The 24160-nt window shown below is 73.1% G+C and carries 21 protein-coding genes; 10 read left to right on the forward strand and 11 right to left on the reverse strand.

The features are described from left to right. Positions 1-25: 25 nt before the first annotated feature. Positions 26-844 (forward strand): serine hydrolase, encoded by an 819-nt coding sequence (locus tag ACFZBB_RS01220; RefSeq protein WP_391116592.1) that lies wholly within the window; start codon positions 26-28, stop codon positions 842-844. 18 nt (positions 845-862) lie between these two features. Here ACFZBB_RS01220 and ACFZBB_RS01225 read toward each other — a convergent pair whose 3' ends face one another. After that, complete coding sequence (locus tag ACFZBB_RS01225; RefSeq protein WP_391117464.1) at positions 863-1576, reverse strand: pirin family protein; 714 nt, start codon at positions 1574-1576, stop codon at positions 863-865. A gap of 509 nt (positions 1577-2085) precedes the next feature. Between ACFZBB_RS01225 and ACFZBB_RS01230 the strand changes: the two genes are divergently transcribed. The 5 genes from ACFZBB_RS01230 (at position 2086) to fabF (ending at position 7020) form a co-directional block, all read left to right on the forward strand. Further along, positions 2086-3291 carry a helix-turn-helix domain-containing protein gene (locus tag ACFZBB_RS01230; protein ID WP_355344804.1) on the forward strand — a complete coding sequence of 402 codons (1206 nt, stop codon included), beginning with the start codon at positions 2086-2088 and terminating at the stop codon, positions 3289-3291. 89 nt (positions 3292-3380) lie between these two features. Next, the gene (locus ACFZBB_RS01235; protein WP_391116594.1) at positions 3381-4331 is read left to right on the forward strand and encodes an acyltransferase domain-containing protein; all 951 of its coding nucleotides are present in this window, start codon (positions 3381-3383) and stop codon (positions 4329-4331) included. Between the two features lie 13 nt (positions 4332-4344). After that, positions 4345-5355, forward strand: coding sequence for a beta-ketoacyl-ACP synthase 3 (locus tag ACFZBB_RS01240; RefSeq protein ID WP_391116596.1), 1011 nt, complete (start codon positions 4345-4347; stop codon positions 5353-5355). Positions 5356-5423: 68 nt separating this feature from the next. Continuing rightward, positions 5424-5672 (forward strand): acyl carrier protein, encoded by a 249-nt coding sequence (locus ACFZBB_RS01245; protein ID WP_391116599.1) that lies wholly within the window; start codon positions 5424-5426, stop codon positions 5670-5672. Positions 5673-5751: 79 nt separating this feature from the next. Next, positions 5752-7020 (forward strand): beta-ketoacyl-ACP synthase II, encoded by a 1269-nt coding sequence (gene fabF, locus ACFZBB_RS01250; protein WP_355344792.1) that lies wholly within the window; start codon positions 5752-5754, stop codon positions 7018-7020. Between the two features lie 168 nt (positions 7021-7188). On the opposite strand, the gene ACFZBB_RS01255 is transcribed toward fabF, so the two are convergent. Further along, positions 7189-8076: an NAD(P)-binding domain-containing protein gene (locus ACFZBB_RS01255; protein ID WP_391116601.1), complete on the reverse strand. Its 888-nt coding sequence runs from the start codon at positions 8074-8076 to the stop codon at positions 7189-7191. 57 nt (positions 8077-8133) lie between these two features. Continuing rightward, on the reverse strand, positions 8134-8628 hold the full coding sequence (locus tag ACFZBB_RS01260; RefSeq protein ID WP_188285125.1) for a DUF3145 domain-containing protein: 495 nt from the start codon (positions 8626-8628) through the stop codon (positions 8134-8136). Positions 8629-9081: 453 nt separating this feature from the next. Between ACFZBB_RS01260 and ACFZBB_RS01265 the strand changes: the two genes are divergently transcribed. Then, complete coding sequence (locus tag ACFZBB_RS01265) at positions 9082-9804, forward strand: SGNH/GDSL hydrolase family protein (protein ID WP_391116603.1); 723 nt, start codon at positions 9082-9084, stop codon at positions 9802-9804. Positions 9805-9879: 75 nt separating this feature from the next. Here ACFZBB_RS01265 and ACFZBB_RS01270 read toward each other — a convergent pair whose 3' ends face one another. After that, positions 9880-10650 carry an EI24 domain-containing protein gene (locus ACFZBB_RS01270; protein WP_391116605.1) on the reverse strand — a complete coding sequence of 257 codons (771 nt, stop codon included), beginning with the start codon at positions 10648-10650 and terminating at the stop codon, positions 9880-9882. 305 nt (positions 10651-10955) lie between these two features. After that, complete coding sequence (locus ACFZBB_RS01275; protein WP_391116607.1) at positions 10956-13511, reverse strand: glycoside hydrolase family 3 C-terminal domain-containing protein; 2556 nt, start codon at positions 13509-13511, stop codon at positions 10956-10958. A gap of 132 nt (positions 13512-13643) precedes the next feature. On the opposite strand from ACFZBB_RS01275, the gene ACFZBB_RS01280 reads away from it, so the two are divergent. Continuing rightward, positions 13644-14246, forward strand: a complete 603-nt coding sequence (locus ACFZBB_RS01280) for a TetR family transcriptional regulator (RefSeq protein WP_391116609.1) — start codon at positions 13644-13646, stop codon at positions 14244-14246. Positions 14247-14305: 59 nt separating this feature from the next. Here ACFZBB_RS01280 and ACFZBB_RS01285 read toward each other — a convergent pair whose 3' ends face one another. Together ACFZBB_RS01285 and ACFZBB_RS01290 are read right to left on the reverse strand one after the other, a co-directional pair. Then, entirely contained in the window at positions 14306-14734 is a 429-nt protein-coding gene (locus ACFZBB_RS01285) for an organic hydroperoxide resistance protein (RefSeq protein WP_355344774.1), read from the reverse strand. Positions 14735-14852: 118 nt separating this feature from the next. After that, on the reverse strand, positions 14853-15863 hold the full coding sequence (locus tag ACFZBB_RS01290) for a zinc-binding dehydrogenase (protein ID WP_391116612.1): 1011 nt from the start codon (positions 15861-15863) through the stop codon (positions 14853-14855). Positions 15864-16012: 149 nt separating this feature from the next. Between ACFZBB_RS01290 and ACFZBB_RS01295 the strand changes: the two genes are divergently transcribed. Next, positions 16013-16519: a MarR family transcriptional regulator gene (locus tag ACFZBB_RS01295; RefSeq protein WP_391116614.1), complete on the forward strand. Its 507-nt coding sequence runs from the start codon at positions 16013-16015 to the stop codon at positions 16517-16519. 29 nt (positions 16520-16548) lie between these two features. On the opposite strand, the gene ACFZBB_RS01300 is transcribed toward ACFZBB_RS01295, so the two are convergent. From ACFZBB_RS01300 to efeU, 4 genes are all read right to left on the reverse strand, one after another. Beyond that, on the reverse strand, positions 16549-17652 hold the full coding sequence (locus ACFZBB_RS01300; RefSeq protein ID WP_391116616.1) for a hypothetical protein: 1104 nt from the start codon (positions 17650-17652) through the stop codon (positions 16549-16551). 154 nt (positions 17653-17806) lie between these two features. Continuing rightward, entirely contained in the window at positions 17807-19321 is a 1515-nt protein-coding gene (locus tag ACFZBB_RS01305) for an aldehyde dehydrogenase family protein (RefSeq protein WP_391116618.1), read from the reverse strand. Positions 19322-19458: 137 nt separating this feature from the next. After that, positions 19459-20709, reverse strand: a complete 1251-nt coding sequence (efeB, locus tag ACFZBB_RS01310; RefSeq protein WP_391117466.1) for an iron uptake transporter deferrochelatase/peroxidase subunit — start codon at positions 20707-20709, stop codon at positions 19459-19461. Between the two features lie 131 nt (positions 20710-20840). Continuing rightward, positions 20841-22961 carry an iron uptake transporter permease EfeU gene (gene efeU / locus ACFZBB_RS01315; RefSeq protein ID WP_391116620.1) on the reverse strand — a complete coding sequence of 707 codons (2121 nt, stop codon included), beginning with the start codon at positions 22959-22961 and terminating at the stop codon, positions 20841-20843. A 238-nt stretch (positions 22962-23199) separates the two neighbouring features. On the opposite strand from efeU, the gene ACFZBB_RS01320 reads away from it, so the two are divergent. Then, complete coding sequence (locus tag ACFZBB_RS01320) at positions 23200-24018, forward strand: SDR family oxidoreductase (protein ID WP_391116622.1); 819 nt, start codon at positions 23200-23202, stop codon at positions 24016-24018. The last annotated feature ends 142 nt before the right edge of the window (positions 24019-24160 follow it).

Consider the following 24160-nt stretch of genomic DNA (forward strand, 5'->3'; position numbering starts at 1 on the left):
ACGGACACGCTTTAAGCTCGCACGCATGGAGAGCTTGCGCCTGATCGAGCAGTGGCCGGTGACGAACGCGGCGGCGGCCGTGGTGCGGCAGGACGGGACGGTGGCCGGGTCGCACGGGCCGACGGGACAGCGGTTCCGGCTCGCCTCGGTCACCAAGCCGCTGACCGCGTACGCGGCGCTGGTGGCGTACGAGGAGGGCGTCTTCGAGCTGGACGACCCGGCGGGTCCCGAGGGCTCCACCGTGCGGCACCTGCTTGCGCACGCGTCCGGGCTCGCCTTCGACGAGGACCGGGTGACGGCGCCGCCCGGCACCCGGCGGCTGTACTCCAACACGGGCTTCGACGTGCTCGGCGAGCACCTGGCCAAGGCCGCGGGCATCCCCTTCGCGGAGTATCTGCGGCAGGCCGTGCTCGAACCGCTGGGCATGACCGCCACCGGCCTGTCCGGCGCGGGCTCCCCCGCCGCCGACGGTGTCTCCACGGTCGACGACCTCGTCCGTTTCGCCGCCGAGCTCCAGGCCCCGCGGCTCCTGCACCCCTCCACCGTGGCCACCGCCACCTCGGTGGTCTTCCCCGGCCTCAAGGGCGTCCTGCCGGGCTACGGCCACCAGAATCCCAACGACTGGGGCCTGGGCTACGAGATCCGCGCCGCCAAGTCCCCGCACTGGACCGGCGCCCTCTCCTCCCCCGCGACCTTCGGCCACTTCGGCCAGTCCGGCACCTTCCTGTGGGTCGACCCGGTCGCCGGAGCCGCCTGCGTCGCGCTCACCGACCGCGACTTCGGGGAGTGGGCGGTGCCGCTGTGGCCGCGCTTCACCGACGCCGTCCTCACGGAGCTGCGCTAGCGCGTTCGGGGGGGGCGGTCAGCCGTACGAGGGCTCGGCGTGCATCTCCCACACCAGGTACTCCGCCGGGCCCTCGCACCGCGCCGTGAGCGGGTCCGCGCCGGTGATCCGGGCCGCGTCCCCCGCCGTCAGCAGCTCGTCGCCGAGCCGCACACCGCCGCGGACGACATGCACATAGCGGTACGGGGCCGACGGCAGCGGCGCGCTGTCCGCCGTCACCGGGCGGCCCACGTACAGCGCGGCGGCGCGCTGCCGCAGCCGCAGCGCCCGCGGCGGCGCGCCCGGGGCGCCCGTGGCCAGCAGCGTCAGACCGGGGCCCGGCGGGGCCGGGTCGCTCACGCTCGCGTAGCCAGGGGCTTCGCCGAACGTGTCGGGGTGCAGCCACATCTGAACGAACGTCAGCCGCGTCCCGCCCGCATTGCGCTCGACATGGCGTACGCCGCCGCCCGCGCTCAGCCGCTGGAGCCCGCCGGGGCCGAGGCGGTGCGGCGCGCCGCCCTCGTCCCGGTGCTCCAGCTCGCCTTCCACCACCCAGGTGACGATCTCCGTGTCCCGGTGCGGGTGTTCCGCGAACCCCGCGGCCGGTTCCAGGCTCTCCTCATTGCACGCCAGCAGCAGTCCGAACCGGACGTTCTCGGGGTCGTAGTGACCCCCGAACGAGAACGCGTGCCGCGTCACGATGCCCTTCTCCGGCACCGATCGCATCCTGCTCGCGGCCCGCCGCACGTCGATCACCGGCCCACGATACCCAGACCTCACCCCGCAGGGGCCGGGGTCCTGCCCGTGCGGCGGCCGCCGCGCGGGCGCGCTGTCCGCACGGCCTGTGCCCCGTCTGGGGCGCTAGGGGCACCCCCGGCCGAAGGTTGGGGAGGAACTGCGCGGCCAGCCACGACGCTCCCGCAGGTCACCACCCGCCCCAGAGGGGCAGTTCGGTTGTCTCCGGACCACCCGCCGGTGGGGGCTTGTCGCGCAGTTCCCCGCGCCCCTGACGGGGCACGTCCTGCGCAGGGCGAACCCACAGGGGCGCGCCCCTAAAAACCAGGCCCTGCGCAAGGTGAACCCACCGGGGCCGCGCCCCGGAAAGCAAGGCCCTGCGCAGGGTGGAGGTACAGGGGGCGGGCCCGCGGCGGGGCCGGGTCTCGGGTGGGGAAACCGTGGGACCGGGGCCGGGTCGAGGACGGTGGGGGTGATCGCCGTACCCCTGGAGCGCGCCCCGCAGGGGATAAGGCAGGCTTGTCCTCGTGCCCGAGCCCTCGCAAAGCCCGCAACCTCCCGCAGAGACAGGCCGCGGCAGCCATGCCGCCACGCTCCGGCGGCTGGAGAAATCCGCCGGAAGGCTCGCCGCGAACGCCATCGCGCGGATGGACGCGCAGTTGCCGTGGTACCGGGCGATGCCACCGGAGAACCGGTCGTGGATCGGCCTGGTGGCCCAGGCCGGCATCGCCGCGTTCACGGAGTGGTTCCGGCACCCGGAGGCGCCGCAGGCGATCAGCACCGACGTGTTCGGCACGGCGCCGCGCGAGCTGACCCGGGCGATCTCGCTGCGGCAGACCGTGGAGATGGTCCGGACCACCATCGAGGTGATGGAGGCGGCGATCGACGAGGTCGCCGCACCGGGCGACGAGGGCGTACTGCGCGAGGCGCTGCTGGTGTACGCGCGGGAGATCGCCTTCGCGACGGCGCAGGTGTACGCGCAGGCCGCGGAGGCGCGCGGCGCGTGGGACGCGCGGCTGGAGTCGCTGGTGGTCAACGCGGTGCTGTCGGGCGAGGCGGACGAGGGCGTGCTGTCCAGGGCCGCCGCGCTGGGCTGGAATTCGCCGGACAAGATCGTGGTGGTGCTCGGCACCGCGCCCACCGGGGACAGCGAGTTGACGGTCGAGGCGATCCGGCGGGCCTCCCGGCACGCGAAGCTCCAGGTGCTGACCGGCGTGCTCGGCGAGCGCCTGGTCGTGGTCGCCGGAGGCGACGACGACCCGATCCGGGTGGCGAAGGCGCTGATCGGCCCGTTCGCGGCGGGCCCGGTCGTCGCGGGCCCGGTCGTCGGCGACCTGCTGACGGCGACGCGTTCCGCGCAGGCGGCGGCGGCCGGACTCAAGGCGTGCGCGGCGTGGCCGGACGCGCCGCGCCCGGTGCTCTCGGACGACCTGCTGCCGGAGCGGGCGATGGCGGGCGACCGCTACGCTCGTGAACAGTTGGTGGAGGAGATCTACAGACCGCTGGAGGAAGCGGGCTCGGCGCTGCTGGAGACGCTGAGTGTCTATCTGGAGCAGGCGTCGTCCCTCGAAGGTGCGGCCCGCATGCTCTTCGTTCACCCCAATACCGTTCGCTACCGGCTCCGACGTGTGACCGATGTCACCGGCTGGTCACCCTCCGATGTACGCTCCGCGTTCACCCTGCGCATCGCGCTCATCCTGGGGCGACTGTCCGACGCCGACCGGACGCACTGAGCTTTTGTTGGACACATACAAATCGCCTGACAGTTCTTGGTCCCTGTCCCCACGGGCGGTCATCCCCGTCCGCGAGAGAGAGTGTGAAGGTGCTCGTACTCGTCGCTCCCGGCCAGGGCGCGCAGACGCCCGGCTTCCTGGCCCCCTGGCTCGAACTCCCCGGTGCCGCCGACCGCCTGGCCGGCTGGTCCGCCGCGGCGAACCTCGACCTCGCCCACTACGGCACGAAGGCGGACGCGGACGAGATCCGCGACACCAAGGTGGCACAGCCGCTGCTGGTCGCCGCGGGTCTGCTGTCCGCGGGTGAACTGACCGGCGGGGCCTCCCCGCTGACCCCGGACGCGGTGGCGGGCCACAGCGTCGGTGAGATCACCGCGGCCGTACTGGCCGGGGTGCTGTCCGCCGAGGACGCGATGACCTTCGTCGCGGCCCGCGGCCGGGCCATGGCGGACGCCGCCGCGGTCACCGAGACGGGCATGTCCGCGGTGCTCGGCGGCGACCCGGACACGGTCCTCGCCCACCTCGCCGGTCTCGGTCTGACCCCGGCGAACATCAATGGCGCCGGCCAGATCGTGGCGGCCGGCACCATGCCGCAACTCGCGGCGCTGGCCGCGGACAAGCCGGAGAAGGCCCGCGTCATCGCGCTGAAGGTGGCGGGCGCCTTCCACACCGAGCACATGGCCCCGGCCGTGGCGACCCTGGAGGCGCTCGCGCCTTCGCTGGCCGTCACGGACCCGGCGCTGCCCTATGTGTCGAACGCCGACGGCCGGTTCGTGGCGTCCGGCGCGGACATCGTACGGCGGCTCGTCGCGCAGGTGTCCAACCCGGTTCGGTGGGATCTGTGCATGGAGACCTTCAAGGAACGCGGCGTCACTGCGATGATCGAGGTATCGCCCGGTGGCACGCTCGTCGGCCTCGCCAAGCGGGCGCTGCCCGGGGTGCGAACCCTCGCGCTGAAGACGCCGGACGATCTGGAAGCGGCCCGCGCCCTCGTCGCCGAATACGGCACCCCCGCCGAAGCCGTAGACGCAGCCGAATAGGAGCCGTGCAGAGATGACAGCGAAGATCAGGCCGAGCAAGGGTGCGCCGTACGCGCGGATCCTCGGTGTCGGCGGCTACCGGCCGACCCGCGTGGTGCCCAACGAGGTCATTCTGGAGCACATCGACTCGACGGACGAGTGGATCAGGTCCCGGTCCGGGATCGCCACCCGGCACTGGGCGGGTCCGGACGAGACCGTCGCCGAGATGTCGCTGGCCGCGGGCGGCAAGGCCATCGCGGACGCCGGGATCAGCGCGTCCGACATCGACGGCGTGATCGTCGCCACCGTCTCGCACTTCAAGCAGACCCCCGCCATCGCGACCGAGATCGCCCACCGGATCGGCGCGGGCATGCCGCCCGCCTTCGACATCTCGGCGGGCTGCGCGGGCTTCACCTACGGCCTGACGCTGGCCAAGGGCATGGTCACCGACGGCACCGCCAAGCACGTCCTGGTGATCGGCGTGGAGCGGCTCAGCGACCTCACCGACAAGGAGGACCGTGCCACGGCCTTCCTGTTCGGCGACGGCGCGGGAGCGGTCATCGTCGGCCCTTCGGACGTACCCGCCATAGGCCCCACGGTGTGGGGTTCCGACGGCGAGAAGTCCGAGACGATCAAGCAGACCGTCTCCTGGGAGGTCTACCGGGACACGCCCGCCGGGGAAGTCCGTTTTCCGGCGATCACGCAGGAGGGCCAGTCGGTCTTCCGGTGGGCCGTGTTCGAGATGGCCAAGGTCGCCCAGGAGGCGCTGGACGCCGCCGGGATCACCGCCGACGAGCTCGACGCGTTCATCCCGCACCAGGCGAACATGCGGATCATCGACTCGATGATCAAGGCTCTGAAGCTGCCGGACCACGTCGCGGTCGCCCGTGACGTGGAGACCACGGGCAACACCTCGGCCGCCTCGATCCCGCTCGCGATGGAGCGGCTGCTCGCCACCGGCAAGTCCAAGAGCGGCGACACCGCGCTGGTCATCGGCTTCGGGGCGGGTCTGGTCTACGCGGCAACTGTGGTTACTCTCCCTTAGTCACACACCCTCGCGGCGCCGCAGTCCCGCACGCCGCTCACCCAGCAACACATCAAGGAGCGCCGTCAATGGCAGCCACCAAGGAAGAGATCGTCAGCGGTCTCGCCGACATCGTCAACGAGATCGCCGGTATCCCGCAGGAGGACGTCCAGCTCGACAAGTCCTTCACCGACGACCTGGACGTCGACTCGCTGTCCATGGTCGAGGTCGTCGTGGCGGCCGAGGAGCAGTTCGGTGTGAAGATCCCGGACGACGACGTCAAGAACCTCAAGACCGTCGGCAACGCCGTCGACTACATCCTGGCCGCCCAGGCCTGACCGGGCCCCGCCCGCCAGAAAGCCCTACCGGGACGACGCGACTGTCGCCCGCCCTTCTAGACGTGGAGAGACAATTCCTGTGAGTCCGACCAATCGCACCGTGGTCGTCACCGGTATCGGAGCAACCACACCGCTGGGTGGCGACAGCGCGTCGACCTGGGAGGCGTTGCTGGCCGGCCGGTCCGGCGTACGCACGCTCGACCAGGACTGGGCGGCGGATCTGCCGGTGCGGATCGCCGCGCAGATCGCCGTCGAACCGGGTGAGGTGCTGCCCCGCCCGCTGGCCCGCAAGCTGGACCGCAGCGCGCAGTTCGCGCTGATCGCGGCCCGTGAGGCGTGGGCGGACGCGGGCTTCACCGCGAAAGCGGGCGAGGACCCGGCGGTCGACCCCGACCGGCTCGGTACGGTCGTCGCCTCCGGCATCGGCGGCGTGACCACGCTCCTCGGCCAGTACGACGTGCTCAAGGAGCAGGGCGTCCGCAAGGTCTCCCCGCACACCGTGCCGATGCTCATGCCGAACAGCCCGTCGGCGAACGTCGGCATCGAGGTCAACGCGCGGGCCGGTGTGCACACCCCGGTCAGCGCCTGCGCCTCGGGCGCGGAGGCCATCGGTTACGCCATCGAGATGATCCGCACCGGCCGCGCCGACGTGGTCGTCGCGGGCGGTACCGAGGCGGCCATCCACCCGCTGCCCATCGTCGCCTTCGGCAACATGATGGCGATGTCCAAGAACAACGACGACCCGCAGGGCGCGTCGCGGCCGTACGACTCCGGGCGGGACGGCTTCGTCCTCGGTGAGGGCGCGGGCGTGATCATCCTGGAGTCCGAGGAGCACGCCACCGCGCGCGGCGCCCGGGTGTACTGCGAGGCGGTCGGCCAGGGCATCTCGGCCGACGCGCACCACATCACCCAGCCGGAGCCGTCGGGCCGTGGCATCGCCGCCGCGCTGACCAATCTGCTGCACAACTCCGACCTGAAGCCGGCCGAGATCGTGCACGTCAACGCGCACGCGACCTCGACCCCGCAGGGTGACGTCGCGGAAATCAAGGCGCTGCGCCAGGTCTTCGGCGACGACGTGGACCACATGGCGATCTCCGCCACCAAGTCCATGACCGGTCACCTGCTGGGCGGCGCGGGCGGTATCGAGACGGTCGCGACCGTTCTCGCGCTGTACCACCGCATCGCCCCGCCGACGATCAACCTCAACGACCCGGACCCGGAGGCCGACGCCGACATCGTCCGCGCCGAGGCCCGCCCGCTGCCCGAGGGCACCATCGCCGCCCTCAACGACTCCTTCGGCTTCGGCGGCCACAACGTGGTGCTGGCGCTCCGCTCCTGGAACCGCTGAGGCGCTGCCCGCTGAGCTGTGACACGTGTGCCCCTGCCGGTCGGTCCGGCAGGGGCACACGTGTGAGGTCGGACGGCCGGGCGCACTGGCGCGGCGGGGTTCGCCGGTAGCCGGCGAGCCAAAGGGCGGATCCAAACGCCCGGAGGCAGACGGCGGCAATAAGGTCCGCTACTTCGCTTCGGGGTCGGGGAAGCTCGCGAAGTACGAGGCGGCCATGTCCTCGTCGCCGTGGCCCTGGGCGGAGGCGCGGTGGAAGCGGTCGGCGCCGGCGGCGGTGAGGTCGAGGCGGATGCCGTGCCGGTCGGCGGCGCCGAGGATGAGTCCGGCGTCCTTGGCGGCGGCGTCCACGGTGAAGTTGGGGGCGAAGTCGCCGCTGAGGATGACGGCGGACTTCGCGCGGAGGTAGGGCAGGTCGAGGGGGCCGCCCCCGATGGCTTCGAGGATGTGGTCGCGGTCGACGCCGAGCCCCTTGGCGAGCGCCATGACCTCGGCGGCGCCGTGGGTGACGGCCAGCACCCAGGTGTTGAGGACGAGCTTGAGGCTGCTGGCGGCCCCGGCCGTACCGTCGTCGCCGAGCCAGATGGTGGTGCGGCCGACCGCGTCGAAGACCCGTTCCGCGACCGGGCGGGCGGCGGCGGGGCCCGCGGCCAGTACGGTCAGCTCCCCGGCTTCGGCGACCGGCCGGGTGCCGAGGACGGGCGCGTCGAGGAAGTGCGCCCCGGTCTCGGCCGCCAGCGCGCCCAGTTCGGCCAGCGCGTCGGGTCCCACGGTGCTGCTCTGGACCCATACGACGCCCTCGCGCAGGGCGGGCGCGGCGGCGCGCATCACCCCCAGGACGGAGGGCCCGTCGAAGAGCATGGTGATCACGGCGTCGGCGTCGCGTACGGCGTCGGCCGGGTCGTCGGTGACGCGGATGCCGTCGGCTTCGAGCGGCTGGGCGCGGGAGCGGGTGCGGTTCCAGGCACGGACCTCGTGCCCGGCGGCGGACAGATTGCGGGCCATCCCGGCGCCCATGATTCCGGTGCCGAGGACCGCGACGGTGAGAGTGTCGGACATACCGGCAGGCTATGCCGCGCGACCCCGCTCGGGGGCGACGACGTACCGCCGCCGGGATTAGACCACTTGGTGGAGCCAGCGGACAGGGGCGCCCTCGCCCGCGTAGCGGAAGGGCTCCAACTCGTCGTCCCAGGGCTTGCCGAGCAGCCCGGACAGCTCGCTCTCCAGATCGGCCTCGCCCATGCGGGCGCGCTGCATCGCGGCGCGCAGCCGGTCCTCGGGGATCAGGATGTCGCCGTGCATGCCGATGACGGCGTGGAAGATGCCCAGTTCGGGCGTGGCGCTGTAGCGCTCGCCCTCGGCGGTCGCGCAGGGCTCCGCCGTGACCTCGAAGCGCAGTTGGTGCCAGCCGCGCAGCGCGGACGCCAGTTTGGACGCGGTGCCGGGCTCTCCCTGCCAGGAGAATTCGGCGCGCCAGGTACCCGGCGAGGCGGGCTGCCGGATCCAGTCCAGTGTGACGCGCACGCCTAGGACGCCCGCGACGGCCCATTCGACGTGTGGGCAGAGCGCGCGCGGTGCGGCGTGCACGTACAGAACTCCACGTGTCGTCACCGGTACCTCCAGTGTGGGACGAGGTTCGCCTTCCCCAGCGGCCTCACACCCGAACTGGCTGCTCCCGGGGCAACATTAGACATTCTGCACTATTCACCGCAATCGGGACAACAATCTACGTTTGACGCCCGGCAGTCGCCGACCTCCCGTCTTTTCGCCCGGGTGTCAGGGAAAAAGCTACCGTGCGGCGTCCTTGAGGGAGTCACGTACCGTCGTGCTGGTACGAGATGTCACCCACTCGTCGGAGGGAAGCACCGGATGCGACCGATGCTGCGCCGTGGCCTCGCACTGGCCGTAGGGGCCGTTCTCCTGGGCGGATGCACCGTCAGCGGGTCTCCGCCCGACGGCGGTCGGGGTGAACCCTCCGCACACACCTCGCATTCCGCTTCCGGGCCGCGCGACCCGTCCCCGAAGCCCTCGCCGACCCGCCCCTGGAACGTCCGTCCGCCGTCGGTGGCCGCGCTCGGTGACTCCATCACCCGCGGTTTCGACGCCTGTTCGCCGCTGTCGGACTGCCCCGACGTGTCGTGGTCCACCGGCGGCCGCGACAAGGTCGACAGCGTGACGCACCGGCTGGCCGCGACCGTGCCCGCCACCAGGAGCTGGAATCTCGCCCAGTCCGGCGCCCTGGTCGCCGACCTGCCCGCCCAGGCCGAGGCCGCGGCGGCCCACCGGCCCGCCATGGTCACCGTGCTGATCGGCGCGAACGACGCGTGCACCGCCTCCGCCGCCGCGATGACCTCGATCGCCGACTTCCGGGCCGACTTCGCCCGCGCGCTGTCGTATCTGCACCGCGTGCTGCCCGGCACGCAGGTGCTGGTGGCCAGCATCCCCGACCTCAAACGGCTGTGGTCGGTCGGGCGGACCAACGTCCTGGGCAAGCAGGTCTGGAAGCTCGGCCTGTGTCCCTCGATGCTGCGCGACGCGGACTCGCACAGCGCGGCGGCCGAACAGCGGCGGGACACCGTACGGGACCGCGTGATCGCGTACAACAAGGTGCTCGGGCAGGTCTGCGGACAGTACGAGCGCTGCCGCTACGACGGCGGCGCCGTCTTCGCGTACCCCTTCGGCACGGACGACCTGAGCCGCTGGGACTGGTTCCACCCCAACGAGCGGGGGCAGGCCCAACTGGCCAGGATTCTGGCCCGAGTCGCCTTCGGCTCGAGTCCGACGTAGGGGCGGAAGCGGCCATTTCGCGGACGGATCCGGCCTTTTGCGGCGGCGGGACCGGGCGCGGTCCGGCGGTGGCCCTCAGTCGTCGGGCCGGCCCTCCTCGGCGGGCTCGCCCGGCGGCAGCACTTCCCTGGCCAGCAGCGTCGCGCCCGCGACGGCGCCGGGCATCAGGAAGACCGCCACCAGCGGCACGAGGAAGGCCAGGACGAGCGGCACCCCGAAGCCGAGGACCAGCGGCAGCCGGGCCCGCAGCACGCGGATGCGTTCGCGCAGCGGTACGTCGCGGCGCTGCATCGCGACCGCGGCGAGTTCCAGGGTGAGGAAGAAGCCGGAGACGCAGAAGCCGACGGCGGGCACCACGGTCTGCCCGAGGACCGGCACGAAGCCGAGCGCGAACAGCACGATCCCGAAGGCCGCGACGCGCACCAGGACCCGGACGCTGTCCACCGTCGAGACCCACAACTCCCGCCACAGCCCCGGCTCGGGCCCCTCGGGCGCCCCGCCCTCGGCCCGGTCCACGCGCGCCGCGACCGTCTCGTAGAACGGCTGCCCGACCAGCAGCGTCACCGCCGTGAACGAGATCACCGCCAGCAGCAGCCCGCCCCCGACCACGACCGCGTCCAACAGCCCCCGGAACGCCCCGGACCACGGCGACGCCCAGTGATCCGCGAAGGGCGTCGCCCACGCGACCAGGTCGTCCGTCCACACCAGCAGCGCCACGAGCGCCGCCGTGTACCCGACCAACGTGATCAGCGCGGGCACCATCCCCAGCCGCCACTCCCGCCCGTGGCCTGCGGCCCACTTCTGCCCCAAATACAGCAGCCGCACTCCACCCCAGATCTCCCGCATGCGCGGAGCTTAGAGGACAAGCATGTCGGCCGCCGCCGAGAGGCATACAAGCGCGACGCGACACCCGCCGCCAAGATCAGCCTTCGGCCCAGCCCGCCGGACGACCACCGCTCGCAGCGCACAACTCGCGGTCGCCGAACGCGAGATCCCTGCGGGGCGGCCATCCGCGCCGTCGCCCGAATCGCACGGCCCGCGGCCGCCGAACGCCGGGCCCCCCAGGGAGACCGTCAGCCGAATTCCCCACCCCCAGGGGCGGGGGTCCCCCCGCCGAAGGTAGGGGGAGGGCGGGGAAAACGGGCGCGGGGTCAGGGGGCGGTGACGGAGAGCGAGGCCGTGAGGCGGGGCGAGGCGATGGAGCGGCCGGCGACCACGGCGTAGGCACCGGGCACGAGCCGCCACGCGGCGGCGTCCTCGTCCCAGACCTCGGCGGCCCGCCGGGGCACCCGGACGGTCACCTCGACGGCCTCCCCCGCCTCGGCGGCAACGGAAGCGAATCCGGCCAGCCACCGCCCGGGCCGCGCGACGTCCGAGGTCGCCCCCTCGGAAGACGCCCCGTCGAGGTAGAGCTGAACGACCTCACGCCCGGCCCGCGCCCCGGCGTTCCGCACCCGCACCGTCGCGGTGACCAGCACGTCCGGCTCCGAACTCTCGGCGACGACCAGCGACTCGTACTCCCAGTCGGTGTACCCGAGCCCGTGCCCGAAGGGATAGGCGGGCGCCACGGCCTGCCGCTCCCACGCGCGGTACCCGATGAACACCCCTTCGTCGTAGGCGAGTACGCCGTCCTGCGGCGTGACCCGGCTGACGGGCGCGTCGGCGAGCCGTACCGGCCAGGTCGTGGGCAGCCGCCCGCCCGGCTCCTCCACGCCGAGCAGGACGTCGGCGAGGGCGGCCCCGGCCTCCTGGCCGGGGAACCAGCCGAGGAGTACGGCGGCCACGTCCTCGCGCCACGGAAGCTCCACCGGGGAGCCGGAGTTGACCACGACCACGGTCCGCGGATTGACGGCGGCGACGCGTGCGACGAGTTCGTCCTGGCGGCCGGGCAGCCGCAGATCGCGCCGGTCGAAGCCCTCGGACTCGACGCGTTCCGTGGTGGCGACCACGACGACGGCGGTGTGCGCGGCCCGCGCGGTCTCGACGGCCTCGGCCAGCAACTCCTCCGGGTCGCGGGCCGGTTCACCGTGCAGCAGGGCGAACCCGACGGCGAGGACGGGGAGTTCGACGCCTTTGGGTACGGCGTGCACGAGGCTGACCTCGACCCGCTCCCCCGCCGCCAGTTCGACGGTCCCGTGCTCGGCGGGCGTACCGAGGAACGCCTCGAACGGGTCCTCGTGCTCGCTGCCCTCGACGCCGTCGAACAGCACGTGTCCGCCGACGGTCAGGGTGAAGCCGCCGGTGCCGCGGGTGCCGAAGCGGTGCGCGCCGCTGACCCGCGGAGTGAACCAGCCGCGGGTCTCGACGGTGTGCAGCGCGTCGTACGCCACGCCTTCCGGCAGTTCGCCGAGCCACTGGAGCTGGCCGTTGGGCAGCTCCTCCGAGCCCAGCTCGGCTCCGTGTTCGTCGCGGGCCACGGCGGTGAGGGCGAATCCGGGCCCGGCGACGGGCAGTTCCTCGGTGGGGTCGGCGCCGACGCTGTGGGTGAGGGCGACGCCCGCGTGCAGCGCGGCCCGCAGGCCGTCGAGCGGCGAGACGACGTGGTCGGGGAAGACCTGCGCCGAGCCGCCGCCCAGGACGCGCGGGTCGCGGGCGGCGGCGCCGATGAGGGCGATGCCGCCGCCGAGCGGGGTCGGCGCGAGCGGCAGCACGGGCGCGTTGCCGCGTACCTCGTTGCGTACGAGCACGAAGCCGCGGCGGGCGATCTCGCGGGCCAGCGCGTCGCCGTCGGCCGGGGCGGGCCGGTCGGCCACGGCGACGGCGGGCGGCGCGCCCTCCAGCAGGCCGGTGCGGGCGGCGAGCAGCAGGACCCGGCGGGCGGCGGTGTCGACGGCTGCCTCCTCGACGGCCCCCGCGCGTACGGCGGCGGCCAGCGCCTCGCCGTAGACGGTGACCGGTCCCGGCATGGCGATGTCGAGGCCGCCCAGGAGCGCGCCGACGGTGTCGCGGGCGGCCAGCCAGTCGGAGACGACGACGCCGTCGAAGCCCCACTCGCCGCGCAGCACGCCGTTGACCAGGGGGTCGTGCTCGGTCATCGTCGTGCCGTTGACGGCGTTGTAGGCGGCCATGACGCCCCAGGGGCGGGCGCCCGCGACGATCGCCTCGAAGGGTGCGAGGTACAGCTCGCGCAGCGGCCGGGGCGCGATCCGGTTGTCGACGGTGAAGCGCTCGGTCTCCGCGTCGTTGCCGACGAAGTGCTTGACGGTGACGCCGACTCCGCCGTCCTGGACACCGCGCACATAACCGGTGCCGATGGCGCCGGTGAGATACGGGTCCTCGCTGTACGCCTCGAAGTGCCGTCCGCCCAGCGGCGACCTGTGCAGGTTGACGGTCGGCGCGAGCAGGACGTGGACGCCCTTGCGATGCGCCTCCTGGGCGAGCAACCGGCCTGCGCGGCGGGCCAGTTCGGGGTCCCAGGACGCGGCGAGCGCGGTGGGGCTGGGCAGCGCGGTCGACGGGTCGCCCGCCGTCCAGCGCTTGCCGCGTACGCCGATCGGCCCGTCGGACATCACCAGCGAGCCGAGGCCGATCTGCGGCAGCGCGGGCAGCGTCCACATGTCCTGGCCCGCCAGCAGCCGCGTCTTGGCGTCGAGGTCGAGCGTGCCGAGCGCCGCGTCGACCGCCCGCTCGCGCTCCGCGTCCCCGCGCACGTCCGCGCGTACGCCCTCGTCCCCTGCTCCGGCCGCCGCCCCGCTGATCGCCGTCATCTTCCGTCCCCTTCCGCCTGTCCCGTACCGCTCCCGTCCCACCGCGCCCACGCTACCTGTCGTACGGTAGGGATAGATGCCATTTCGTAATCTTGTAGGCTCCCGAGTGGCAGGGGAAGGGGGCGGGGTGGCGTGGCGGGAACCAGGAGTGAACGGCGGGGCGACCGGCGGGCGGAGATCATCCAGGCCGCGACGGAGGTGATCGCCGAGCGCGGCTACCGGGGCGCGACATTGGTGGCGGTGGCCGAGCGGGTGGGGCTGACGCAGCAGGGGCTGATGCACTACTTCCCCACCAAGGACGCCCTGTTGGTGTCCGTGCTGGAGGCGCGCGACCAGTGGGACATGGCGTCGGCCGCGCTGCACGGCCGGTCGTGGCCGCTGGAGGTGGTGGCCGAGCTGGTCGAGTACAACGCGACCAGGCCCGGCATCGTCCAGGCGTTCACCGTGCTGGTCGGCGACAGCGTCACCGAGGGGCACCCGGCGCAGGAGTACTTCCGCGAGCGCTACGCGCGGGTCCGCGAGGGCGGCGCGCAGGCGCTGCGCGCCGAGTACGGCGACCGGCTGCCGGGCGGGCTCACCCCCGAGCGGGCGGCCGCCTTGCTGGCGGCGGTGATGGACGGCCTCCAGGTGCAGTGGCTCCTCGACCCCGGCGCGGTCGACATGTCGGCGGCCTTCCGCGACTTCCTGGCGCTGCTGGCCCCGCCGTCCGAGCCGGGGACCGCCGGACAGTCGTAAGGACCGCACTCCTGGGAGCGCGGTCCTTACCGGGGCCGACCGGGTGAGCGGCGGAGAACTCAGACGACGCTCAGGTCCACCGTGATGTTGCCGCGCGTGGCGTTGGAGTACGGGCACACCTGGTGTGCCTTCTCCACCAGGTCCTTGGCGGTGACGTCGTCCACGTTGGGGATGGAGACGGCCAGTTCGACGGTGAGGCCGAAGCCGCCGGAGGCGATTTTGCCGATGCCGACCTTGGCGGTCACGCGGGAGCCGCTGATGTCGGCCTTGGCCTGGCGGGCGACGACGCCCAGCGCGCCCTGGAAGCAGGCGCTGTACCCGGCGGCGAAGAGCTGCTCGGGGTTGGTGCCGTTGCCCGCGCCGCCCATCTCGGTCGGCGGGTTCACGATGACGTCGAGCTTGCCGTCGTCGGTCGCGACGCGGCCGTCACGGCCGTTCTCCGCGGTGGCGACGGCGGTGTACAGGACGTCTACGGGCTGGATGCTCATGAAAGTGTCCTCCTGAGGGGCGGGCGGCCCGCACGGCACGCGAGCACGCCTGCTACATTTTGTTGAATTTTTGGCCGGGTGTCGAGCCCGGCCGGTCGGTCGGCGGCCGGACGGCGGGTCACTCCGCCGGAAGAGAGACGATCATCTTTCCGGTGTTGTCACCGCGCAGCACGCCCAAGAACGCTTCCAGATTGTTCTCGATTCCCTCCACCACCGTCTCGCGGTACCGCAGCCGACCGTCACGCAGCCAGCCGGCGGCCTCGCGGACGAACTCGGGGCGAAGGTCCTCGTGGTCGCTGACGAGGAAGCCGCGCAGGGTGAGCCGCCTGCCGACCATCAGGCCGAGATTGCGCGGCCCCGCCACCGGCTCCGTCGCGTTGTACTGCGCGATGGCCCCGCACAGGGCGGCCCTGCCGTGCACCCGCATCGCGCTGACCGCGGCCTCCAGGTGCTCCCCGCCGACGTTGTCGAAGTACACGTCGATGCCGTCGGGCGCGGCGGCCCTCAACTGCCCGGCCACCGGGCCGTCCTTGTAGTTGAAGGCGGCGTCGAAGCCGTACTCCTCCACCAGCATCCGGACCTTCTCCGCGGAGCCCGCGCTGCCGATGACCCGCGAGGCGCCCTTGAGCCGGGCGATCTGTCCGGCCTGGCCGCCGACGGCGCCCGCCGCGCCCGAGACGAAGACGACCTCGCCCGGCGCGAATTCGGCGACCCTCAGCAGGCCCGCGTATGCGGTGAGCCCAGTCATGCCGAGGACCCCGAGATACGCGGTGAGCGGCGCCTGGTCCGGGTCGACCCGGACGGCGCGCGCGGCGTCCACCAGGGCGTACTCCCGCCAGGCGAGGCCGTGCAGCACGTGGTCGCCGACCGCGAAGTCCTCGGCCCGCGAGGCCACGACCCGGCCGACGGCGCCGCCGTGCATCGGCTGGTTCAGCTCGTACGGCGGCGCGTACGACTTCGCCTCGTTCATCCGGCCGCGCATGTACGGGTCGACCGACAGGTGCAGGTTGCGGACCAGGATCTGACCGGGGCCCGGCTCGGGGACGTCGGTCTCGACCAGCGCGAAGTCTTCCGGCACCGGCCAGCCCTGGGGGCGGGCGACCAGGTGCCATTCACGGCTCTTCGGCATGGGGGAAGTCCTCCTTCGGCGACGGTTCGACCACTGGTCGGCGTCGATCACTCATCAACCGCTGATCAACCATGGAAATGATTCAGGTACTGAACTAACCATGGACCTTGATGTTTCATGATGTCAAACATTTGGGTAAACTGTTGGTCATGACACGTCGCCGAAGCGATCCCCTGACCGTCGAGGTCGTCGGCCTGATCGGCACCGTCGCCGCCCGCTACCACCAGGAGTACGAGTCGGCCGCCGCCCGCCACCGACTGACCGGCGCGCAGGCCAAGGTGCTCGCGCTGCTCAATTCGGGGCCGCTGCCCATGCGGCGGATCGCCCGCTGGCTGAAGTGCGAGCCGTCCAATGTGACCGGCATCATCGACCGGCTGGAGGTCAGGGGGCTGGCCGAGCGCCGTACCGACCCGGCCGACCGCCGGATCAAGCTGGCCGCGGCCACCGCCGAGGGCCACGCCGTCGCCGACAAACTGCGCGACTCCCTGGACTTCGCCCGCGAACCGCTCGCCGGGCTCTCCGAGCGGGAACGCACCATGCTGCGCGACCTGTTGCGGCAGATGCTGGGCGACGACCCGGCGGACGGCGCGCACCGCGACCACAGCCTCGGTGACGCCTCGGGCGCGGGCCGCGAGCCGGGCGAGGGCGACGGCTGACGCCCGCTGATCCGTCCCCCGCACGGACCCTACTGGCACCACCAGAGCACATGCGTGCACGTCGGCGACGGCGTCGCGGGCGAGGACGGCGGCGCGGTCGTGGTCGGCGGTGCGGCGGTCGTCCTCGACGGCGACGCGCTCGCGGTGTGCGAGGGCTTCCCCGCCGGGCTGGACGCGGGCGCGCTCTCGGAACGCGAGGCCGACGCCGACGGCGAGGCGGACGCCTTGTCGGACGCCGAGGGCGACGTGCTGCCACTGGTCCGGCCGCCGCCCTTCGGGACGCCGGGGGTGCCGCTCGCGCCGGTGGACGGCCGGGCCGCGTCGGGCGAGGGGGAGATCGCGGAGACGCCGGGGCCGGGATCGGTGGACGGGCTCGGCGAGCCGCCGGAGAAGGCCGCGACGCCGAACATCGTCAGCGAGCCGACGACCGCGACCGCGCCGACGCCGAGGATCGCCGCCCGCTGGTGACGCCCGCGGCGGCGCCTGGCGGTTCCGCGCAGGTCGTGGTCCTCGCGGTAGCCGCCGCCACCGGCTCCGAGCAGGCTGTCGGCCAGGGCCGTTGGGGCGTCCCCGTGCGGGGCTTCGCCGTACGCGGGGACGTACGGGTCGGCGCTGGGGGCGGTGTACGTCCCGCCGTACGCGCTGTCGTCGCCCGCCGTGCCGGGGTCCGTGTCCGGGTCCTTGCCGACGCCGTGGCCGACTCCGACAGCACTGCCGGTACCCGTGCCCGTGCCGCCGGGCTCGGGCTCGGGGGCGGTCGGGACGGGGGCGGCCGGCTCGGCGGCGGTCGGGACGGCGGCGGTCGGGACGGCGGCGGTCGGGACGGGGGCGGCCGGCTCGGCGGCGGTCGGGACGGCGGCGGTCGGGACGGGGGCGGGGCCCGCGTCCGGGCCGAGGCCCGAGTCCCTGAGGAGGTCGTCCACGAGGGAGCCCTCGGCGGGGGCCTCCGGTGTCGCCGCGGGCGCGGGCGGCGCCGGGTCGGCGCCGTCCGCTGCGGCGGCCTCCTCGGTGACCGGCGGCAGTTGCGCCGTGTCGGCCTCGTCGGGCAGCCCCGACCGGTCCGCGATCGCGCCGCATCCGGGGCAGGAGAAGGCGCCGTTGAGGTGTCGTCGGCACGTGTGGCAGTAGTTCATGGCGGATGGACTGTAAGGGACCGTCGCGGTGCGGCGGAACCCCGGAGTAACGCTTGTCCCGGCTTCGCCGGGAAACTCCCCTGCGGACAAGTCGCCGCAGCTCAGGCCAGGTCGGGGCGGTCTGTACAGCGCCGGGCCGATGCCCGGCGGCGGTTCAGCCGGGCCAGACGAGGCTCTGCGTCTCGCTGTAGGCGTGCAGCGCGTACGACCCCACGTCCCGGCCGACGCCGCTGCGCTTGAAGCCGCCGAAGGGCGCCTCCATGTTGCGGCCCACGGTGTTGATCCCGACGCCGCCCGCGCGCAGCCGCCGCGCGACCCGGAAGGCGCGAGGCACGTCGGCGGACCACACGTAGTCGATCAGGCCGTAGTCGCTGTCGTTGGCGAGCGCGACGCCCTCGTCCTCGTCGTCGAACGGCAGCACCACGACGACGGGGCCGAAGATCTCCTCGCGGACCACCCGCATGTCGGGCGCGCAGTCGGCCAGCAGTGTGGGGGCGACGTAGAACCCCCTTTCCAGCGGCGGGCGTTCACCGCCCGCCAGCAGGGTGGCGCCCTCCTTGCGGCCGAGCGCGACATACGCCTCGACGCGGTCGCGGTGGGCGGCGGAGATGACCGGGCCGACGACGGTGGCGGGTTGGGCGGGGTCGCCGACGACGAGCCGCCGCGCGTACCCGGCCAGTCGCTCCACCAGCCGTGGGTAGACCGCGCGTTGGGCCAGTACGCGGGTGGGGGCGGTGCAGATCTGGCCGCTGTAGAAGCTGAAGGTGGTGCCGATCCCGGCGACGGCCGAGTCGAGGTCGGCGTCGTCGAAGACCAGCGCGGCGCCCTTGCCGCCGAGTTCCATCAACTGCCGTTTCATACCGCGCCCGCAGGTCTCCGCGATGCGCTGCCCGACGGCCGTGGAGCCGGTGAAACTCACCATGTCGGTGTCCGGCGACCCGACGACCGCCTCGCCGACGTCGGCGCCCGAGCCGGTCACCACGTTGAGCACACCCGGCGGCAGCCCGGCCTCGGTCAGCGCCTCCGCCATCCGGTAGACCGACAGCGGGTCCTGCGGGGCGGGTTTGACCACGACGGTGTTGCCCATCGCGAGCGCGGGCGCGACCTTGCCCGCCGGATTCGCCCAGGGGTTGTTGTACGACGTGACGCAGGCGACGACGCCGACCGGCTGCCGGATCGCCAGCGCGCCGAAGACGCCGCCCGCGCCCATCGCGGACGCCTCGTTGAGCTGCGGGAGCAGCGCGGTCTCGGTGGGTTCGAGCGCGCCGCGCGCGTACCGCAGGAAGCGGGCGGCGGCCACGCCGACCTGCATGCCGCGGGCGGTCGCGGCGGTGGCGCCGCTCTCGGCGCCCGCCAGGGCCGCGTACGGCTTCAGTTCGCGCAGGATGATCCGCCCGGCGCGCTCCAGGATCCGGCCGCGCTCCTCCGGGCGGGTGCGCGACCAGCCGTCGAGCGCCCGCCGGGCGGCGGCGGTGGCCGCGAGCACCTGTTCCGGGCTCGCTTCCGGCGCCCGCCCGACCACGCGCTCGGTGGCCGGGTTCAGCACGTCGTAGTGCCCGCGCTCCGGGGCGGTCCACCGCCCGCCGATGAACAGCGCGTCCTCGATCGCCGTCCCGTCCGTACCTGTTGACGTACCTGCCGGCCCGTCCGCCGCCCTGTCCACCGCCATGCCCGCCTCCTCGGCCGCCGGTCCCACCGGAATCCGGCACGGGCACAGCATGCCTGACGGACCGTCAGATGAGGAGAGGCGGACGGCACCTGATCCGCCGGGTGCGACGGCCTGCTGATGGATTGACAGCCCGAGGCTCAGGCGGAGAGCAGGCCGCGGCCGAGCCAGTCCTCGCTGTCGCGGACGCCGGGCAGCACGAAGAAGTAGCCGCCGCCGACCGGGGAGATGTAGTCGACCAGCGGCTCGTCGATCAGCCGGGTCTGGGTGGCCTCGAACTGCCGCTGTACGTCCTGCTGGTAGCAGCAGAAGACCAGCCCCATGTCGAGGTTGCCGACCGCGTCCACGCCCCGGTCGTAGTTGTAACCGCGGCGCAGGATGCGGGAGTCGTCGGTCCTGGCGGTGCGCGGGTTGGCCATTCTGATGTGCGCGTCCAGCGGGATCGCGTTGCCCTGCGGGTCCTTGGCGTAGAGCGGGGTGTCGGTCTCCTTCGTGCCGTCCAGCGGCGCGCCGGTGTCCTTGCGGCGGCCGAACATCAGCTCCTGCTCGGTGAGCGAGACCCGGTCCCAGAACTCGACCAGCATCCGGATGATCCGGATCGTCTGGTAACTGCCGCCCGCCGCCCACGCGGGCTCGCCGAGCGCGTCCGTCACCCACACCAGCCGGTCCATCTCCCGGCCGGAGTTCACGTCCGGGTTGGCGATGCCGTCCTTGAAGCCGAGCAGATTGCGCTGCGCGCCGGTCGGCCGGGGCGCGTTCTGGAAGCCGTCCATGCGCCACTTGATCTGCATGCCGCCGCGGGTGTGCCGGGCGATGTCGCGCAGCGCGTGCAGGACGGTGTCCGTGCTGCCCGCGCAGATCTGCAACGACAGGTCGCCGTGGCACTGCGCGGCCTGGAGGTTGTCGTTGGGGAAGGTCCGCATCGGGGTGAGGCGGCGCGGCTTGGCGCCCGCGAGGCCGTAGCGGTCGTCGAAGAGCGAGGAGCCGACGCCGACGGTGACGGTGAGCGCGTCGGCGGGGACGGTCGGGCCGAGGATGCCGTTGTCGGACGGCGGCGCGCCGACGCCCAGGTCGTCGGGGGTGCCGCCCGCGGTGAGGAAGCGGGCCCGCTCGGTGATCGTCCTGAACAGGTCGGCGAGTTCGGCCCTGGTGTCCGCGATGACGTTCAGCGAGACGAAGGTCGCCGCGGCGGGCTGCGGGGTGATGACGCCCGCCTGGTGCGCGCCGTGGAAGTCCACCGCCGCGGCCTGGCCGCGCTGACCCGCGTCGGCCGCCTGGGCGCTGCTGCCGCCGGCCGCCGTGCTCAGCGCGAGGCCGCCGCCCGCCAGCGCCGCCGCGCCCGCGCCCGCGCCGAGCGCGGTCTTCACGAAGGACCTGCGGCCCGCGCCCATCGGGCAGGTGCCGCCGCCCGCCGCGTCACCGCCGTAGCCCTCGTGGCCTTCGGGTCGGGTGGAGTCGGCGGGCATCTGCTGCTTCCTTTCGGGGAGTTGGTCGGGTCCTGGCGCCGTACGGTCCTCGCGCCTCATGCGGACTTCCGGATTTCGAGCAGGTCGGGGACGGGGGCGAGGTCTTCCAGGAGCTGACCGGTCGCGCCGTCGATCTTCGCGCGGACCGCCGTGTCGAGCGAGCCGACCGGGGTCCAGGCGGCGCCCTTGTGCGTGCCGTCGAGCAGCCTCTGGAGGCGGGCGATGTCCGCGTCGATCAGGGCCAGTTGCCGCGGGTCCCGCCGGGTGATCAGCGGACGCAGCACCGTCAACAGCTCTTTCGTACCGGCCAGGTTGGCGTTCGCGGTCGCCAGATTCGTCCCGCTGCCCTCGTCGGTGTCGCCGGTCAGCTCGAACTGGAGGGTGTTCTCCAGGATCTCGTGGCTGCGCAGCGGCAGGTCGGACGGATCGAAGTCCTGTGTGGGGAACGCCTTGCGCAGGCCCGCCACGTCGGCGCCGAGCCGGACGGCGAGCGGCTTGAGCGAGGCCGCGGACTCGCCGTGCCACAGCCCGTACTCGATGCGGTGGAAGCCGGTGAAGGACGGGTCCTTCTCACCGCCGGGCAGCCCGTCCTTGCGGCCGTTGATCTTCGCGTCGAAGTCGGCGAAGGTCCCGTAGGCGGCGCCGAGCGCGGAGTACGTGTCGTGCGCGGTGAGCCAGTCGGCGCGCGCCGCGGTGAGGTCGCCCGCCGCGAGGTCGGCCGTCAGGGTGCCGATCTGGCCGACCAGCGTGCCGAGCCCGGTGTTGACATAGGCGCGGTACGACGCGAGCGGCGGCTGGAGTTCGGACGCGGCCAGCGGCAGGACGGCCTTGGTGGTGCTGCCGCCGGAGACCCGTACGGACGCGGAGGTGACCGCCTTGCCGCTGGTCGGCACGCAGCGCCAGGCGTATTCGCCGCTGCCGACGGTGGCGACCAGGTCGCGGGTGGTGCCGGGGGCCAGGCCCTCGATCTCGCCGTAGACGGCGTTGGTGGCGGGGTTGATCAGATAGACCTCGGACGCCTTGTCGCCGGTGTTGCGCATCGAGAAGGTCCGGCGGCCGGGCTTGGGGGCGACGAAGCCCTTGCCGCACTCGGTCGGCGAGACGGCGACGGTCTGCGCTCCCGCGGGCTTGCCGTCGCCGAAGGCCACGACGAGGCCGCCGATCACGGCGGGGATCGCGACGACGGCGGCCGGGAGCAGCCATACGGGACGGGAGCGGGTGCGGGCGGGCGCCGCCGTGACAGCGGGCACAGGGGCGGGGTCCGGTGCGGAAGCGGGGGCCGGTGCGGAAGCGGGCGCCGTCTCCGCCGCCGTCGGCTCGGCCGTCGGTGCCTCGGCCGCCTTCTTGGATACGGGCGCGGGCGCGGGCTTGCGCAGCCCGCGTACGAACAGCGTCATGACGATCGCGAGGTAGCCGACGTAGGCGGCGACCTGGAGCCAGGTCATGGCCGGGGTGAGGTTGAGGACGCCCTGGAGGAGGGCGGCGTACCAGGAACCGGCGTCGATGTGCGCGCTGAGGTCGAAGGCGTACGCCGTCTTCCCGGCGATCACGCCGCCCTCCTGGAGGTCGCGCAGGCCGTAGCCGAGGACGCCCGAGGCGATGACGATCAGGACGGCGCCGGTCACAGTGAAGAAGCGGCTCAAATTGATCTTGAGCACCCGCCGGTACAGACCCCAGCAGAGCCCCGCGGCCAGCACCAGGCCGATCGCGGCGCCGACCAGCGGGCCGCCGGACTCCCCCGCGGCGCGGGCGGTGGTCCACAGGAAGAGCGCGGTCTCCAGGCCCTCGCGGCCGACCGCGAGGAAGGAGGTGAGGATCAGCATGCCGCCGCCCATGGCGAGCGCGGCCGTCACCTTTTCCCGGATCTCACCGGACAGATTGCGGGCCGAGCGGCGCATCCAGAAGACCATCGCGGTGACGAAGGCGACGGCCACGACGCTGAGCGTGCCGCCGAACGCCTCCTGCGCGGTCGCCGACAGATTCGCGGCGGTGAAGGTGAGGACCGCCCCGAAGCTCATCGACAGGGCGATGGCGGCCAGGACGCCCGTCCACACCTGCGGAAGCCGGGACTTGGCGTCGCCGCGCACCAGGGTGGCCACCAGGATCGAGACGATCAGCCCGGCTTCGAGACCTTCCCTGAGTCCGATCAGGAAGCTCGGAAACGCGTCGTCCCACATCGATGTTCGTCCTCCCGGACCCGTGCTTAGGTGTGCCTGGCCTGACTTAGGCAAACCTATCCTGCGGATCGGGGCCCGCGAAATCTCTCTGCTCCGGTTCCGTATTGGGTAAAAAGGACACCGGGTGGCACCGGATGCGCGCGGGCCGCGCGGGCCCCTCCCCCGCTCAAGGTGGGATCGGCGATCCCTGGACAAGTGGGGCCTTCATCCGGCCGTCTCCGCCGCCCACGCTGGAGTCATGACCACGCACACGGACACGACCACGGACACGACCACGGGCACGGCCCCGGACAGCGCCGCACCGGCCAGGATCGCGATCGTCACCGGCGCCAACCGGGGGCTCGGCCGCGCCACCGCGCTGCGGCTCGCCGCGGACGGCGTCGATCCGATCATCACCTTCCGGTCGCACGAGGACGAGGCGGCGGCCGTGGTCGCCGAGGCGAGGGCGCTCGGCCGCACCGCGTACGCGCTCCGCCTGGACACCGCGCGGACCGCCGGATTCGCGGACTTCGCCGACGAGGTGCGGCGGCTGCTCAAGGAGGGCTGGGGGCGGACGGACTTCGACTACCTCGTCAACAACGCGGGCTCCGCCGTGACGGAACCCTTCCTCGAAGCCACCGAGGAGGGCTTCGACACGATGCTGAACGTCCACTTCAAGGGCGTCTACTTCCTCACCCAGCGGCTGGTCCCGCTGCTCGCCGACGGCGGCCGGATCGTCAACCTCTCCACCGGGCTGACCCGCTTCACCAGCGAGGGCCTGTCGGCGTACGCGTCGATGAAGGGCGCCGTGGAGGTGTTCACCCGCTATCTGGCCAGGGAGCTGGGCCCGCGCGGCATCACCGCGAACGCCGTCGCGCCCGGCCCCACCGGCACCGACTTCGGCGGGGGCTTCATGCGGGACGACGAAGGCGTCAGGGCCGCGCTCTCCGGCCAGGCCGCGCTCGGCCGGGTCGGGACCGCCGAGGACATCGGCGGGGTGATCGCCGCGGTGCTGTCCGACGGGACCGGGTGGATCACGGGACAGCGGATCGAGGCGTCGGGCGGGTTCCTGCTCTAATCCGCGGGTTCCCGCTCCAGCCGGGCGGGTTGCTCCTCCGACCGGGCGGTTCCCTCGCCCGCCGCACGGGATACGTATCCGCACGCCGTCCCTTTGTGTTCCTCTCCTCCGCTGGAAAGCGCTCGCCCGCCCCCGCGAATGC

Origin of the sequence: Streptomyces sp. NPDC008139 (assembly GCF_042957025.1) — a bacterium.
Classification (GTDB): domain Bacteria; phylum Actinomycetota; class Actinomycetes; order Streptomycetales; family Streptomycetaceae; genus Actinacidiphila.